Source organism: Staphylococcus sp. TCBT05 (assembly GCF_055179755.1).
Window position 1 is genome coordinate 394,930 of the sequence record NZ_JBUQDQ010000005.1, and the last position, 14,582, is coordinate 409,511.

General features: G+C 32.9%; 17 protein-coding genes and 1 pseudogene. 14 read left to right on the forward strand and 4 right to left on the reverse strand.

The window, feature by feature from the left end; translation table 11 throughout:
- The first annotated feature begins 128 nt into the window (after nt 1–128).
- The 13 genes from ACY191_RS01775 to ACY191_RS01835 all read left to right on the forward strand — a co-directional run bounded on the left by ACY191_RS01775 (nt 129) and on the right by ACY191_RS01835 (nt 10,013).
- Nucleotides 129–1,229, forward strand: a complete 1,101-nt coding sequence (locus ACY191_RS01775) for a hypothetical protein (RefSeq protein ID WP_463269862.1) — start codon at nt 129–131, stop codon at nt 1,227–1,229.
- Entirely contained in the window at nt 1,222–1,590 is a 369-nt protein-coding gene (locus ACY191_RS01780) for a hypothetical protein (RefSeq protein ID WP_463269863.1), read from the forward strand. Before ACY191_RS01775 ends, ACY191_RS01780 begins: the two co-directional genes overlap by 8 nt.
- Entirely contained in the window at nt 1,590–3,233 is a 1,644-nt protein-coding gene (locus ACY191_RS01785; RefSeq protein ID WP_463269864.1) for a DUF5906 domain-containing protein, read from the forward strand. The genes ACY191_RS01780 and ACY191_RS01785 overlap by 1 nt, the downstream gene beginning before the upstream one ends.
- 225 nt (nt 3,234–3,458) lie before the next feature.
- The gene (gene ccrC, locus ACY191_RS01790; RefSeq protein ID WP_463269865.1) at nt 3,459–5,135 is read left to right on the forward strand and encodes a cassette chromosome recombinase CcrC; all 1,677 of its coding nucleotides are present in this window, start codon (nt 3,459–3,461) and stop codon (nt 5,133–5,135) included.
- Nucleotides 5,136–5,240: 105 nt separating this feature from the next.
- Entirely contained in the window at nt 5,241–5,579 is a 339-nt protein-coding gene (locus tag ACY191_RS01795; RefSeq protein ID WP_463269866.1) for an SAUGI family uracil-DNA glycosylase inhibitor, read from the forward strand.
- A 95-nt stretch (nt 5,580–5,674) separates the two neighbouring features.
- Entirely contained in the window at nt 5,675–5,986 is a 312-nt protein-coding gene (locus ACY191_RS01800) for a DUF960 family protein (protein WP_463269867.1), read from the forward strand.
- A 15-nt stretch (nt 5,987–6,001) separates the two neighbouring features.
- On the forward strand, nt 6,002–6,508 hold the full coding sequence (locus ACY191_RS01805) for a DUF1643 domain-containing protein (protein ID WP_463269868.1): 507 nt from the start codon (nt 6,002–6,004) through the stop codon (nt 6,506–6,508).
- A gap of 27 nt (nt 6,509–6,535) precedes the next feature.
- Nucleotides 6,536–6,982: a JAB domain-containing protein gene (locus ACY191_RS01810; protein ID WP_463269869.1), complete on the forward strand. Its 447-nt coding sequence runs from the start codon at nt 6,536–6,538 to the stop codon at nt 6,980–6,982.
- 169 nt (nt 6,983–7,151) lie between these two features.
- On the forward strand, nt 7,152–8,024 hold the full coding sequence (locus ACY191_RS01815) for a WYL domain-containing transcriptional factor (RefSeq protein ID WP_463269870.1): 873 nt from the start codon (nt 7,152–7,154) through the stop codon (nt 8,022–8,024).
- Between the two features lie 56 nt (nt 8,025–8,080).
- The gene (locus ACY191_RS01820; protein ID WP_463269871.1) at nt 8,081–8,371 is read left to right on the forward strand and encodes a hypothetical protein; all 291 of its coding nucleotides are present in this window, start codon (nt 8,081–8,083) and stop codon (nt 8,369–8,371) included.
- 15 nt (nt 8,372–8,386) lie between these two features.
- The gene (locus ACY191_RS01825; RefSeq protein ID WP_463269872.1) at nt 8,387–8,881 is read left to right on the forward strand and encodes a hypothetical protein; all 495 of its coding nucleotides are present in this window, start codon (nt 8,387–8,389) and stop codon (nt 8,879–8,881) included.
- Nucleotides 8,882–8,971: 90 nt separating this feature from the next.
- Complete coding sequence (locus ACY191_RS01830; RefSeq protein WP_463269873.1) at nt 8,972–9,532, forward strand: hypothetical protein; 561 nt, start codon at nt 8,972–8,974, stop codon at nt 9,530–9,532.
- A 19-nt stretch (nt 9,533–9,551) separates the two neighbouring features.
- Nucleotides 9,552–10,013 carry a hypothetical protein gene (locus ACY191_RS01835; RefSeq protein WP_463269874.1) on the forward strand — a complete coding sequence of 154 codons (462 nt, stop codon included), beginning with the start codon at nt 9,552–9,554 and terminating at the stop codon, nt 10,011–10,013.
- Between the two features lie 75 nt (nt 10,014–10,088).
- On the opposite strand, the gene ACY191_RS01840 is transcribed toward ACY191_RS01835, so the two are convergent.
- Complete coding sequence (locus ACY191_RS01840; RefSeq protein ID WP_463269875.1) at nt 10,089–10,454, reverse strand: hypothetical protein; 366 nt, start codon at nt 10,452–10,454, stop codon at nt 10,089–10,091.
- A gap of 78 nt (nt 10,455–10,532) precedes the next feature.
- Complete coding sequence (locus ACY191_RS01845; RefSeq protein ID WP_336832753.1) at nt 10,533–10,847, reverse strand: antibiotic biosynthesis monooxygenase family protein; 315 nt, start codon at nt 10,845–10,847, stop codon at nt 10,533–10,535.
- 175 nt (nt 10,848–11,022) lie between these two features.
- On the opposite strand from ACY191_RS01845, the pseudogene ACY191_RS01850 reads away from it, so the two are divergent.
- Nucleotides 11,023–11,783: pseudogene (locus tag ACY191_RS01850) on the forward strand (SDR family oxidoreductase).
- A gap of 341 nt (nt 11,784–12,124) precedes the next feature.
- On the opposite strand, the gene ACY191_RS01855 reads toward ACY191_RS01850, so the two are convergent.
- Together ACY191_RS01855 and ACY191_RS01860 are read right to left on the reverse strand one after the other, a co-directional pair.
- Nucleotides 12,125–13,228 carry a lipase-like domain-containing protein gene (locus ACY191_RS01855; protein ID WP_463269876.1) on the reverse strand — a complete coding sequence of 368 codons (1,104 nt, stop codon included), beginning with the start codon at nt 13,226–13,228 and terminating at the stop codon, nt 12,125–12,127.
- Nucleotides 13,182–14,393, reverse strand: coding sequence for a hypothetical protein (locus ACY191_RS01860; RefSeq protein WP_463269877.1), 1,212 nt, complete (start codon nt 14,391–14,393; stop codon nt 13,182–13,184). Before ACY191_RS01860 ends, ACY191_RS01855 begins: the two co-directional genes overlap by 47 nt.
- Between the last annotated feature and the right edge of the window lie 189 nt (nt 14,394–14,582).

Genomic DNA, 14,582 nt, shown 5'->3' on the forward strand with positions numbered 1-14,582 from the left:
TTTTGAATTTTTTTGCCACTTCATCAATGACCTCTATTTAGTATTAAGATTGTCTTGTCAAAACGTTTTGAACAAATTTTAAGTTGAAAGTGAGCGCGCCACTTTTAACCATAAAGGAGAAGATTTACATGGAGACAAGAGACAAACTGATGTCGTTGACTCAAAGTAACAAAACACAGCAGTGGTTAATGGACAAATCATCTAACCAATATGATGTTCAGCAACTACAACAACAATTCAGTCAGCAGCTAGATCAACAATATAATGCACTTTTAGCTGATGAAAAAGCTAAGTTAGACCAATACGTGGAAGTACATCAAGGATTGGAATCATTAAAGGAAGAGATTGAATCAGAACCTATTACGCTTAATATCGATAAATTACCCGATATCAAAGCAACGTTGCTTGAAAGGGCCAAGAACGATGAACATTCTGATAAGCTCGAAAAGATATTTGGTAGATTAGAACAGGCATTAATTGGTACGAATCGATTATATACGCAGTTATCGTTGATTGGTACACGGACACATCGAATCACAACTAAAAATTTTAATCTTCAAGGCTTACCTAAAGCAGTTCAACATACGATTTCACCTTCAAAATTTAAGAAGGTGTATACAATCGATTTCAACTCATTTGAACCTTCGGTTGTTGCGTACATGACTCAAGATTCAAAACTGATTGACTTTTTAAATCAGAAAGACGGACTGTATGACGCATTGCTAAGTGAATTAGGCTTATCAGATGAGCTACGAGTATTTGTTAAACGTGCATTTATTGGTTCGTTTCTATTTGGAGGTAACTTCAAAAATCCTAAATTCAAGTTGAATCAATATGTAAGTGAAGTACAATGGTTGGATGCGGTCAGCCAATTTACAAAAGTCAATGAACTTAAGAAGCACCTCGAAAAGAGTAATTCCATGCCTATGCCTTATGGTATTGAGCATGATATGAGCGCATTTCAAGGTAGCAGTATCATGGCAATCTACGTACAAACTGTAGCGAGTTATGTTTTCAAGCACATTTTGTTGGAAGTGTACAAAGCACAGTGCGAACAAAAAACGTTCAAGATTATAGTACCGATACACGATGCGATTATGATTGAATGTGAAGATGAAGAAATTGCACAAAATGTGGGTCAGTTAATGAAAGATACGGCTAACCAGTTGTTCAATGGTGAATTTGCACATGTGACAGTGGAAGAAATAGGAGGCGTAGACCATGAATAATGATAGAGGACAAAGCTTACACATCCCAAGTAGTACACCAATCAAAGAAAATAATATATATGTAGCTACGTTACATTCTGTGATCCAAACAGATTTCTCAGGTGAAATAAAGCACCAATTCACCTATGAAATTGAAGTGAACAATCAGATTGTATATGCGAATCGTAATATTTCAACACAAGCAAGAGCTAATCAGGTATCAATCAAAGATTGGCTTAAACGTCATAGCAACTATAGCGTGAGTCATGAAACGTACGAACCTTACATTGACCGAAAGCATTTAATCCATATTGGTCAATATAATGGTAATTATTATGTACATGATGTAGCACCATTAAATGAAACTGGAGGCATATTATAATGAACCATATATTACAAATGTTATCTAAGCTATTAAGTGTGGCTAAGGAGGCAATCGACCGTGAAGGTCTGATTGCTATCCTAACCATTAGTGTTGGCAATGATGATGAAATAGAAGAATCTGTACTAGGTGAAACAGTGTATAACGAACTTATCGATCAGTTACAACTCAATATACCTAAAGATACGGATTATCGACCTAACATCTATAGTTATTTCGGTATTAAGAAGAAACCAAGCGACACAATACTAATAGACATGATGATAAAAGTTTTTCATATCAAACGCTTTAATTCAGAGCTGTATATATTCAAAGTTAACGGTTGGCAAAAGCTAAGTGAAGACGAATTACAGGGACTTGTATCAAAAATGATACAAGTACTATTAATCGGTTATACACCTACACAAAGTGCACTAAAAAATGTGGTTGAAGGTCTGCAAAAATCCCCAGATATAGAAGAACTCAATGAGGATAAAGATTATATTGGTTGTGGGAGAAACATGTTTAGTCTAAAGACATTTAAAGTAGTTGAAAACGATATAAAAATCTTCCCTAAGACACGATTAAATTTGATGATAGACAAAAGCGATGTCATAACAGATAAAGTACCTCCGCATTTCAACCAATATACGTTACAGCTTGCGAACTTCGACAATGATTTACAGAACTTTCTTTTCCAGCACACGGCAGTGTTACTGACAGCAAATACTAAACTTCGTCGCGGTCTCATTTTATATGGAACAGCAAAGAATGGTAAGTCTGTATTTATAAGTTTAGTAAGGTCATTTTTCTATAGTAAAGATATTGTGTCTAAACCACTTAATGAACTTCAAGGGCGCTTTGACAAAGAAAGTTTGGTAGGTAAAAAGTTGATGGCAAGTGATGAAATTGGAGAATCAGGCATTCAAGAAAAAATTGTTAATGACTTTAAAAAGTTATTATCTGTAGAACCCATGCATGTTGATCGTAAAGGAAAAACTCAAGTCGAAGTTACTTTGGATCTGAAGCTCATTTTTAGTACAAATGCGAAACTTAATTTTCCAGCTGCTCATGCGAAAGCATTAGAACGACGTATTGCAATTATCCCATGTGATTATTACGTAACAAAAATAGATGAGGGTTTAGATGAAAAGCTACAGAATGAGAAAAAAGAGATATTCCTCTATCTAATGCATGTGTATCAACAAATTGTAATGGAAGGTGTCGAGAGTCTCGAAAATAATCGTGTTACTGAAATTTCTCACGATTGGTTAAATTTTGGATATGAATTTGTTTCTAGCGGGTCAGTCAGTATTGCAAGTCAGAAAGCATGTATTGATTTACTAAAAAAATTAATAATTAGTAAGCCAGGGTCTCGTATATATGCACCTGAACTCAATAGTATCATCAGAGCAAAAATTAATGTAAGCTCTAAAGTTATTAATGATTTGGTTCAAACTAACTTTAATGTACAAAGTAGACTAAATAATGGTTATAAGTATTGGGTCGATTTAGGGTGGAGAGACCCCGATAAAAAAGGGAATCAAACTAATTTAGACAAAACTAATATCATTTCATTCGATAAGAGCGAAAATGTAACAGACGATGAGTTCTTATACGAAGATGATTTGGACTTAGATTGGGAGGACTTTGACGATGAATAATGAACAAATTGAAGCATTTGTAGAAGTGCTTGTACCTATCATAGAAGAACGTATCAATAAAGGTAAGTAAGGCTAATTACGTACTACAGGCACTTGCCTGTAGTACTCACATTATTAAGTGACAAAAGTGATAAAAATGAAACGAAGTTATAAATATATATTATCCATATGATGTTACAAGACCGATAGTCTGTAGCAATATTCTAATAAAAGGAGTGGTACATTATGAGTAAGAAAATTGCACTGTATTCACGTGTAAGTACATCTGAGCAATCTGAACGTGGTTATTCAATCCATGAACAAGAACAAGTACTCATCAAAGAAGTTGTGACAAATTTCCCGGGTTATGACTATGAAATATACACTGATTCAGGTATTTCAGGTAAAAATATTGAAGGTCGTCCGGCAATGAAACGTCTATTACAAGATGTTAAGGATAATAAAATCGAAATGGTATTAAGTTGGAAATTGAATCGTATTTCTCGCTCAATGAGAGACGTGTTTAATATTATTCATGAATTCAAAGAGCATGGCGTAGGTTATAAATCGATTTCTGAGAATATTGATACATCCAATGCTTCTGGAGAAGTACTCGTTACAATGTTTGGGTTGATAGGATCAATAGAACGTTCAACACTGATCAGTAATGTCAAGATGTCGATGAATGCTAAAGCGCGCAGTGGAGAGGCAATCACCGGCAGATTGCTTGGATTCAAGTTGAAGATCAATCCATATACACAGAAAAATGATTTGGTTATCGATGAAAATGAAGCTAATATTGTACGTGAAATTTTCGATTTATATTTGAATCATAATAAAGGCCTCAAAGCCATTACAACCGTACTTAATCAAAAGGGGTATCGTACTATTAATCAAAAGCCATTTTCAGTGTATGGTGTTAAATACATTTTGAATAATCCAGTCTATAAAGGCTATGTCAGATTCAATAACCATCAAAACTGGGCTGTACAGCGAAGAAGTGGCAAAAGTGATAAAAATGATGTGATATTGGTCAAAGGTAAACATGAAGCCATTATAAGTGAAGAGGTATTTGACCAAGTTCATGAAAAATTAGCTGCTAAAAGTTTTAAACCGGGCAGACCTATTGGTGGAGATTTCTACCTTCGTGGGCTCATTAAATGTCCAGAGTGCGGCAATAATATGGTATGTCGACGGACTTATTATAAAACGAAAAAGTCGAAAGAACGGACAATCAAACGCTATTACATTTGTTCATTATTCAACCGCTCAGGAAGTTCTGCCTGTCATAGTAATGCGATTAATGCTGAAGTCGTCGAACGCGTAATCAATGTCCATTTGAATCGTATTCTTTCACAACCTGATGTTATTAAGCAGATTGCGTCAAATGTGATAGAAGAACTGAAACAAAAGCATAGTAAACAAACAGAAATAAAATATGATATTGATAGTCTAGAAAAACAAAAAGCAAAAGTTAAAACACAACAAGAACGATTATTGGAATTGTTCTTAGATGATGAAATGGATAGCGAAATGTTAAAAGCTAAACAAAGTGAAATGAATCAACAGTTAGAAGTATTAGACCAGCAAATTAAAGAGGCGCAACGAGCAAATAAATCACAAGCTGAAATACCTAATTTTGACAAGTTAAAAGGGCGACTCATTTTGATGATAACACGATTTAGTGTGTACTTAAGAAAGGCTACACCAGAAGCTAAAAATCAACTTATGAAAATGTTAATTGATTCAATTGAAATTACGACAGATAAACAAGTGAAACTCGTAAGGTATAAAATTGACGAAAGTCTTATCCCTCAATCTTTGAAAAAAGATTGGGGGTCTTTTTTTATGCCCAAATTCCAATTCGAAATAGACGGTCGAAAGAATTATTTCATCGACCAAATTACCACTTTTACCACTTAGTTCTTAGTGACAAAAGTGCGAGAAATGAAATAAAAATCAAATATATATTATCAAAATGATGTAACACATGCATACATCAATCAAACACATTAGGAGGTCATAATGATGACATTAGAACAACAACTCAAGCACTATATAACCAACTTATTCAATCTGCCAGAGAATGAAAAATGGGAATGTGAATCTATCGAGGAAATCGCTGATAATATCCTACCTGACCAATATGTAAGGCTTGGTCCACTTAGTAATAAAATACTTCAAACCTATACCTACTACTCTGACACACTTCACGAAAGAAATCTCTATCCTTTCATTCTCTACTATCATAAACAACTCATAGCCTTCGGCTATATCGACGAAAATCATGATATGGATTTCTTATATCTACACAACACCATCATGCCCCTTTTGGATCAACGATACTTACTAACAGGAGGACAATAATATGCATAAATATATCAAACTAACACAATTAGCAATCACTATCCTAAGTGAAATCATTACTTGGATGAAAGAATCAGAACGAAAGGAAAATGCCTATGAATAGATATATTACTCGTGGTATTGCCCAAAATTTACCTATCTCCTTACAAAAACAATTATTGCAACTTGTAGCGCAACGTGAAAACGAACAGTCCGAGAAATTAGAAGCAATAGATTACTTTCATATCTTCCAGTTCAACATGCACAATGATCAATTATATGTCAAACACATACAAGAACGTCCTGAGTATGTCAAAATTCATAAAGCTAATTATTCAAAAGCTATAAATATGAATAAGGTCTACATCATCCGAGAAGATGATGTAGGCCTTTCTTATTACGTCATGTTACTACTGGAAGAATACTAGAGGAGTGAAAACTATATGGAAACAATCAAAAGCACATTAGAAACAGAGGCCATATTCAGTGATGAGCAACAACATCGCTATCTACTTAAGAAAACATGGGATAGTGAAAAACAAACGATTACGATAATCACGATGTATCCGCATTATGATGGCATTCTAAACATCGACCTAACAACTCAGCTCATTATGAACAAAGTTTCAGAAATGGAAGAATTTGGTTCAATCAATTTTGTGAATCTATATTCTAATATTACGACACCTATCAATCTCAAACATTTAGAAAATGCCTATGATAAGCATACAGATATTCAAATTATGAAGGCAGTGAAAGAATCAGATGAAGTGGTATTAGCTTGGGGCGCTTACGCTAAAAAAACCGTCGTCGAAGCACGTGTTAATGAAGTATTAGAAATGTTGAAGTCACATAAGAAAAAGGTGAAACAACTCGTAAATCCAGCGACAAATGAAATCATGCATCCCCTTAATCCAAAAGCAAGACAGAAATGGACTTTGAAAGCGTAACCTATATATGGAGGATGGAGGTAAATTATGAAAGAAATCAATATCGTTTCACTACAAATGATAAAAACAAATACATTAAATTATCTAAAAAATCGTATTTCAAACCCTGAGGATGCGGCAGAAATCATGCGATCATTCATTGGCAATAGTGACCGAGAACATCTTATTCTTATATGTATGAACAGTAAAAATGAACCTACACATATTCAAACACTATCGATTGGTTCTATTAACCAAACAGTGATTCACCCTAGAGAAATATTCAAAACAGCGATACTCAGTAACGCCAATAGTATTATGCTAGGTCATAATCATCCAAGTGGAGATGTAACGCCTTCTCCTGAAGATATCAATGTAACTGAACGGTTAATGCTCATCAGTGAAATGGTGGGCATTTTATTTTATGACCATATTATTTTCTCTACTAGTCATACTTATTCCATTAGACAAAATGATTTAAAGTTAGAGGTTTAGCCGTATTTTGTCACTACCCTTAATTTATTAATTTCCAATATTTAAAAAAACCATTCATATCAATGCTTCCATATCAAAAATATTTTTCACAACTTTTATTAAATATGCATAGGATTGACTTATTGTGACAAACCTATTTTGTAATATATAACTTAAAGGAGGTGACATATTGGATCGTGCATTTCGAATACTTACAATATACAATCGATTACTACAAAATAAATTCGTTAACAAACAATCACTCACATTAGAACTCGATACGAGTCCTAGGACGATACAAAGAGATATCGATGATATCAGAAACTTCTTATATGAAAGTAAATCATGGATAAGTGCACCTAAAGAAATTACGTACGATTATAAATCAGAAAGTTATAAGCTCGAACAAAATAAAAGTGAAAATATGTATTTTATGTATGATATTTTGACTGCTTTATACTTAACTACACCAAAATTAAGCCATTACTTTTATCAATATCTTAAATTATTAATTGTCAAACATCATTCAGGTAATCGAACTGCATTATTAAAATATCTTGATTGGTTTGAAATTGATAAAAATCAAACAGGTCTTTCGACATCATCATTAGTTGTTCAAGCAATGAATGAAAATAAATATCTTCAATACCATCAAAAACTATTATTACCCTTATCGATGTACTATCAAATGTATGCTTTTCACTTAGTATATCGAATGGACAATGAAATTTATATCGATGATATAAATCAAATGAATTTGAGTTTGTCTGAAAAATCTATAGACATACAAGAAAAACCAAAGGTACTAACCTATATTACTTTTGAAATTTCTAAAGATGTCTGGTTAAAAATGCATCGATATCATCAAATTCATGTAATAGAAAAATATGATGTACATTATCTTATCGTCACTTTCAAAATGACAAGGCTCGAAGCGATTCAACTCTGTTTTATGTATCGATCCAATATACGTATCATTTCACCCGCTGACTTGAGGGAGCAAGTGATTGATGAACTACTTTTATTACAATCAACATATTTAAAACAGCAGGTTCAAGAGTAAATAAAGCAGACAATGTTTTACAAATAACATTAATAATAACGAAAGGAATGGTAATCATGAGTAACATAATAAAAAAGGTAGGCAAAGGCATTGGGAAAGGTGTCGGTGCAGCAGCATATTATTCAGTTGCAACTGTTGGCGCTGCCATCGGTGCGATTTGGGAAACAACAGGCGATAGAGGTTTGATGAGAGATGCTTTAAGTGATAGTTCAAACCAAGATTTAATGGAAATATATGAGATACAGAAGAAAGATGATGGGGATTATGATACTTATATTGCGGCTAAATCTTTATTACAAGAGAGAGGATTCACTTATAATACCGAAACGAACAAATGGGAAAAATAACAGGGAGTGAAATAAATGGAATTTGCATATTATGAAACGAAATCTTTAAATGATTTTGAAAATGAACTAAAAACACTTTCTTTAAATAAAAAATATACATTCAGTAAGGAAAACGAAGTTCTAAAAGAAGATGAAATCCTTGAGAAATCAGGTAGCCATGAGCGTGAACTATTAAAAGTATTTAAAGATAATGCACAGATAACAACTTATCATTTTAAGAGTCATAAAAGTAATTATTTAATTATTATTGGAGAGATAAAAAAACCTAATATCATAGGTCTAACAGTTATATTTGATAAGAAGCCTTTTAAACAAATAGGGAAGGTTGCGTTGGGTTCCTTGATTGGATTAACTGCTATGTCTGGAGGTAGTATTCTACTTGCAGCAGCTGGTCTTGGAATTTTAGGGTCTTATTTTAAAAGAACATTCACTATTAAAGGGCCACTAGGTAAAGAAATAACAAGAATTATAGAAAATCACTTTGGTGAACCTGTAGAAATTAAAGCATAATACAGAAGTAACTATTTTCAAAAGCACATTGATTTAAAAATGTGTTCTTTTTCAATTATTTTAGAATAAATATAGAATGGGGATAGCGATGTGAAGAAAGTTTTCGCAAGTTTAGGTGTTATTTTATTAGTTGCAGTATTGGGAGTTGCAGTTGTATTTGCATATGACAGTTATAAAGATTTAGAACTTAAAAAAGAGGAATCTAAATTAGCTAAAAACAAACAAAAAGATAGTAAGAATAAAACTTCAAACCAAAATGAAATTCAAAAATCAACAAACACAAATGAAGAACTCAATACTGATGAAGTTCGAACAACAGAAGATGGTGAAGAAATTAAAAAAACTAAGAATGGCATAGACTATACTGGTGAATTTGATTCTCCTGAAGAAGAGGAAGAGTTTGAAAAAGGTGTTATGGCCCAATCTGGTGGTGGAGCTACAAATGGAGAAAATACAGAAGAAAGCGCACCTAAATATACAGCTGATGATGCTAAAAACATGTCTGATGATGAATTTTTAGAAGCATATAAAGAAGGAATGTCAAGCGAAGATGCTGATGCAGTAGATGAATTATCTAAAGATCCAGCTTATAAAGAATATTTAAGAGGTCAAGTTGAAGCACGTTCTAATGGTCAAGGTGGCAATTATTAAATTTAAGGATGAATAGATTATGAAAAAATTATTAAGCACAATCACAATAATTGCTATTTTAGGTATTTTAGCAGCAGTAGGAGTCTTCGGATATAGCAAGTATCAAGAAGTAGAGTTAGAAAAGAAAGAATTACAGAAACAGGCTGATGAAAATAATGAAGTAGATAAAAAAGAAAACAACGAGACCGATGATTCAAATCGTGAAAATGAAGGTAGTAATAATGAAGTTAACACACAAGAACAAAATACACAGAAAGAATCTAGTAATACATCAGATAATGAAAAAGTTGTAAATCGTGAAAATGTTTTTGACTATTTGTTAGCTGAAATTGATTCCAAACCAGAAAATGATTCAAGTAAAATCAAATTCCAAGAACCTCAATACAAAGACGGTTATTGGTTGATTCCTGCAAATAATAAAAGTGGTGCAGGCTTATACTCATTTAAGGTATATGATGATGGAACGGTTGAATTAGAATAAAAATTGAACAATATAAAAACAAATATTAGGTAGAATCTTACCTAAGATTTGCTTTACTAATAAGACAATAGATTATTAGCCTGCAGCAGCTTCTGCACTACAAGCTTTTGATTTTGAACCATATTTTTCAACTAATGTAGTAAATAAAGTTTCACATGCTGTTGCGGCTGTACTTCCAGTTATAGCAGCACCCCAAGGTCCCATTACCATTCCAGCGCCAGCAACTCCAGCAGCGGCACCAACACAAGCCATTTTACTAGCGAACATACAAGCATAAGCTACAGCCGCCTTATTAACCCCTGAAGATCTAAAGGCTGTATTATTATCAGCAGCAGGAGTTGATTCACTTACTTGTTGACCATTTTTATCAATTACAGAGTTATATAATTCATCACCTGAAACACTAAATAATTTAAATTCATATTTATAATGTTTACCCATAATAAAAATGCACCCCAAAAGTTAGATTTTTAGTCCAACTTTTGGGGTGCACATCATCGAAGCGTCTTTTATTATATTTTATATATCTAATAGTTCGAATTGCTTAATTTGTTTTTCAATATGTATTGAAGAAGTATTTTCTTTTTCTGCTTTGCGCATTTGCTTATGTTCTTCAATATGTGATGGACGGGACAGCCATGCTTGAAAATGTTTTTTCTCTAACCATTTAGATACTATTGAATATGAAATGGTAGAGTGCTTTTCGTTTTTCCAAATTTCAACATCTATTAAACCGTCATATCCATGGAAATCATCTTTGGCATGTAATGCCTTGTTGTCTAAAACGGCTCTATCCTCTATATTAGCTGTGAAATCAGCTTGTGCGATGAACATACAATTAATCCTCCTTAAGACTATTAAGTAATCATATCAAAAATCATATGATTCGACATATATATTAGCTTGTATTATTTAATAAATATATTTTTTGCGAAATTTAAAATAAGTTTTATTACTAGACGGAGGTGATAAAAGCAATTACACTGAGTAGACTTATAGGGGGTCAAAAATGGATATAACAAATAATACAATATTAATAACTGGGGCGCCTCTGGAATAGGACTTCAGTTCGCCAAAAAGTTTTACGCAAACAATAATAAAATTATTATTTGTGGACGTAATACTGACAAACTGCAAAGTATTGAAGCGGAATTTCCAGATGTTATCACAAAGGTATGTGATATATCTAGTTCAGAAGAACGTCTGAATTTATATCATTGGGTAATTGAAAATCATCCTGACATAAATGTACTGGTAAATAATGCCGGGATCCAAAACCGATTCAATATTTTGAAAAAAGATGCTGCAGTAGATTGGGAGAACTTAAATATAGAAATAAAATCTAATTTTGAAGCAACCGTACAACTTTCAATTTTGTTTAGTCAGTATTTTGCTGATAAAATAACTAATTCAAATATAATTAACGTTTCTTCAGGTTTAGCTTTTGCACCCATGGCAATAGCACCGATTTACTCAGCAACAAAAGCTGCAGTACATTCATTTACTATTAATTTGAGGCATCAATTATCTGAGACAAATACAAGTGTTTTTGAAGTCATACCTCCTGCAGTTAATACTGATTTAGGTGGAAAAGGAATCCATACTTCTGGTGCAAATCCGGTTGATTTTATCAATGAAATATTTGAAGGACTCATTCAAGAAAAAATTGAAATTGGTTATGGTTCTGCTAAAGAACGCTTGAAAATGTCCAAAGAAGAATTAGATGAAAACACAGCAGAAATGTATAATACTTTGAAAAATACAATTTAGCAGATTCGAACTTTTGTTTAATGTTGCGTTTGTAAAAGTGGGCTGTTAGTTATTAACAGTCCATTTCGCATTTAATAAATTATTCGAAATTGGCTTTATTACAGGACGTACTTATAGTTATGCTGTTTCTTTGAATGTTTATGATGTATATAATCTTTCTTAATATTTATTGAATAAGCAATTCTATTTATAAAAAACACTTTCGTATAAATTCATTTAATATTATGAATTCAACGAAAGTGTTTTAATTTTACTTACAATGCATTGGTTTTAGTACCTATACAATTAAAGCTTATTTAACTAGTGAGCTTTAATTCTGTTTTAATCAATATAAGTAAAAGTTATTTTGAAGATTCTTGTACTTTTTCAACTTCAGCTAAATAGTTTGCTAACTGTTCGTAGAGACCTAACACCATTTTAGGCTTAATTCTAGTATCAGTTAAATCCCAACCTACTAGATCCATATGGTCCCAATTTTTTAGTGTAGGCATAACTCCCCATAATCCTAATTCTGGTTTACTATCAAACGTTGTATCTTTGTGAGGTTTATTAAAAGGATACAGACCTGATTTTAATGGCACAGGGCCATCTCCTCCTCTCCAACTTTCAGGATTTTGTCTGCCCACTAAGTTAGCTAATAACTTAAATGGAGCAAACATCTTGAAGTTACCACGTTGGCGATTATTAAAAGTTTTATGGGTATCTTCAGCAGTAATAGATGTATAAGCAACGTCTTTACTTAAAGTTAATCGATCATTAATTTTTTTCGATCCTTCAATTGAGCCGTCTGTAAAACTTGTATCTTCAGTTTTCCAAACTTTGTTGTCTTTAACTCGTTTTAAATATTGAATAAATGATTCATCATCTCTTTGTTTTATTCCCCAAGGTTCGAGACCATAGTCGGCTTTAGTGTATTTATTGCTAGTGTATTTTAGAATTTTGTAGAACAATTTTCTAGCAATTGGTTTATTACCTAACTTGTCCGATATAAATGTACCGTTATGAGGTGTGGCGATGGTTGTAACAGAGGAAACCATATTATCATTACCCCCTGCAAATATTTCAGGTATATCTCCACCATGTTTTTTCTGGTATTCAATTTCTTCAGGAACGCCATTTCTTAGCATATCCTCTAATACTTGGATCGTTTGGCCGCCAAAACTATGACCAACTAAATGAACTTTCTTACCAGGAGCCCACTCAGGATAAATGCCTTTATAAGTTTTACCGTATCTAGCATGGCCATATTTTTTAGAATGATAAGCGCCATAGTCTACAGTTCCGCCTTTAATATAATAATACAACTCAAGTGCGCGATCATAATTACTTCCAAACGGACTCATTCCGCCTTCTCTAACATCGTATCCTTGTTTACTTAATTCTTTGTCTAAATCAACTTTATTCCCCCCCCCAATATGGAGGTAAGACTGCGGGTTTAGATTCATCTGGATATCCAGAAAAACCGTGAGCTAGAATTATAGGATATTTATTTTTCTTAACTACGCCTTGATTACCTTTTGGAATTGTAGGTGTATAATTATCTTCTTTAGCAACTTCATTTTTATTTTCAGACGTATTTTTAGCGTCTTGTTGCTCATCCTTAGAAGCGTCATTTTGTTTATCGTCCGCCTCATTTGAATCAGATTGAGCATCCTTAGAAGCGTCATTTTGCTTATCGTCAGCCTCGTTCGAATCAGATTGAGCATCTTTAGAAGCATCAGTTTGTTTATCGTCAGCCTCGTTCGAATCAGATTGAGCATCTTCAGAAGCATCGCTTTGTTTATCAACCGCCTCGTTCGAATCAGATTGAGCATCTTTAGAAGCATCAGTTTGTTTATCGTCCGCTTCGTTCGAATCAGATTGAGCATCTTCAGAAGCATCGCTTTGTTTATCGTCCGCTTCGTTCGAATCAGATTGCTCATCCTTAGAAGCCTCGTTTTGTTTTTCAGACGTATTGTTAGCATCTTGTTGCGCATCCTTAGAAGCGTCAGTTTGTTTATCATTAGCCTCGTTTGAGTTTGATTGTTCCTCCTCAGAAGCATTATTTAGTTTTTGAGACTCAACATTTGAATCTTGTTCTTTTAAATTAGAAGATTGATTTTCATTTTTAGAAGCATTGTTGTTTTGATATACATCCGTATTAGATAATTCATTCGTCATTTCAGCGTCTTTGTTAGTAGCTCTTTGTTCTAAATTAGAAGCATTATCTTCATCCGTAGAGTCTTGTATATTTAAATTAGATGATTGTTTTACATTTTTTGAGTCGGTATTAGGAGATTGTTGTTCTGATTTAGATGGATTATCTTCGTTCTTTGAGTCATTGCTTGGATTCTGTGTATTTGAATTAGATGATAAGTTCACATTTTTAGAGTCGGAGTCAGGAGATTGTTGTTCAGAATTAGATGGATTGCTCAGGTTTTCAGGCTTACTATTTTGATTTTGTGTCTTTATGTTAACTTTTTGAAAACTATCTAGACCTTGATCATTAGTCGGTTGATTAATTTCTCTTTCGTCTGCTGAAGCTTGGGAAACGGTACTTAGTGCTACAAATAAAATAGAAGTGGTTGTAAGTGATGTTAGTGGTAAAATAATTTTGTTTTTCAATTTCATAAAATCCTCCTCATTTATATTTAATTACAAACTAATTTTAATAGAAAATAAAAAGAATTGTTCTAAATTTCTTGAAACACAATATTTAATTCCTATGTGTAAATACAAATACAATTTTTTGATTGATATTGACACTTAGGGCATAAAAAGGAGTAGGAGTCAGAAAGATTATATGTAATTATCAAAAAG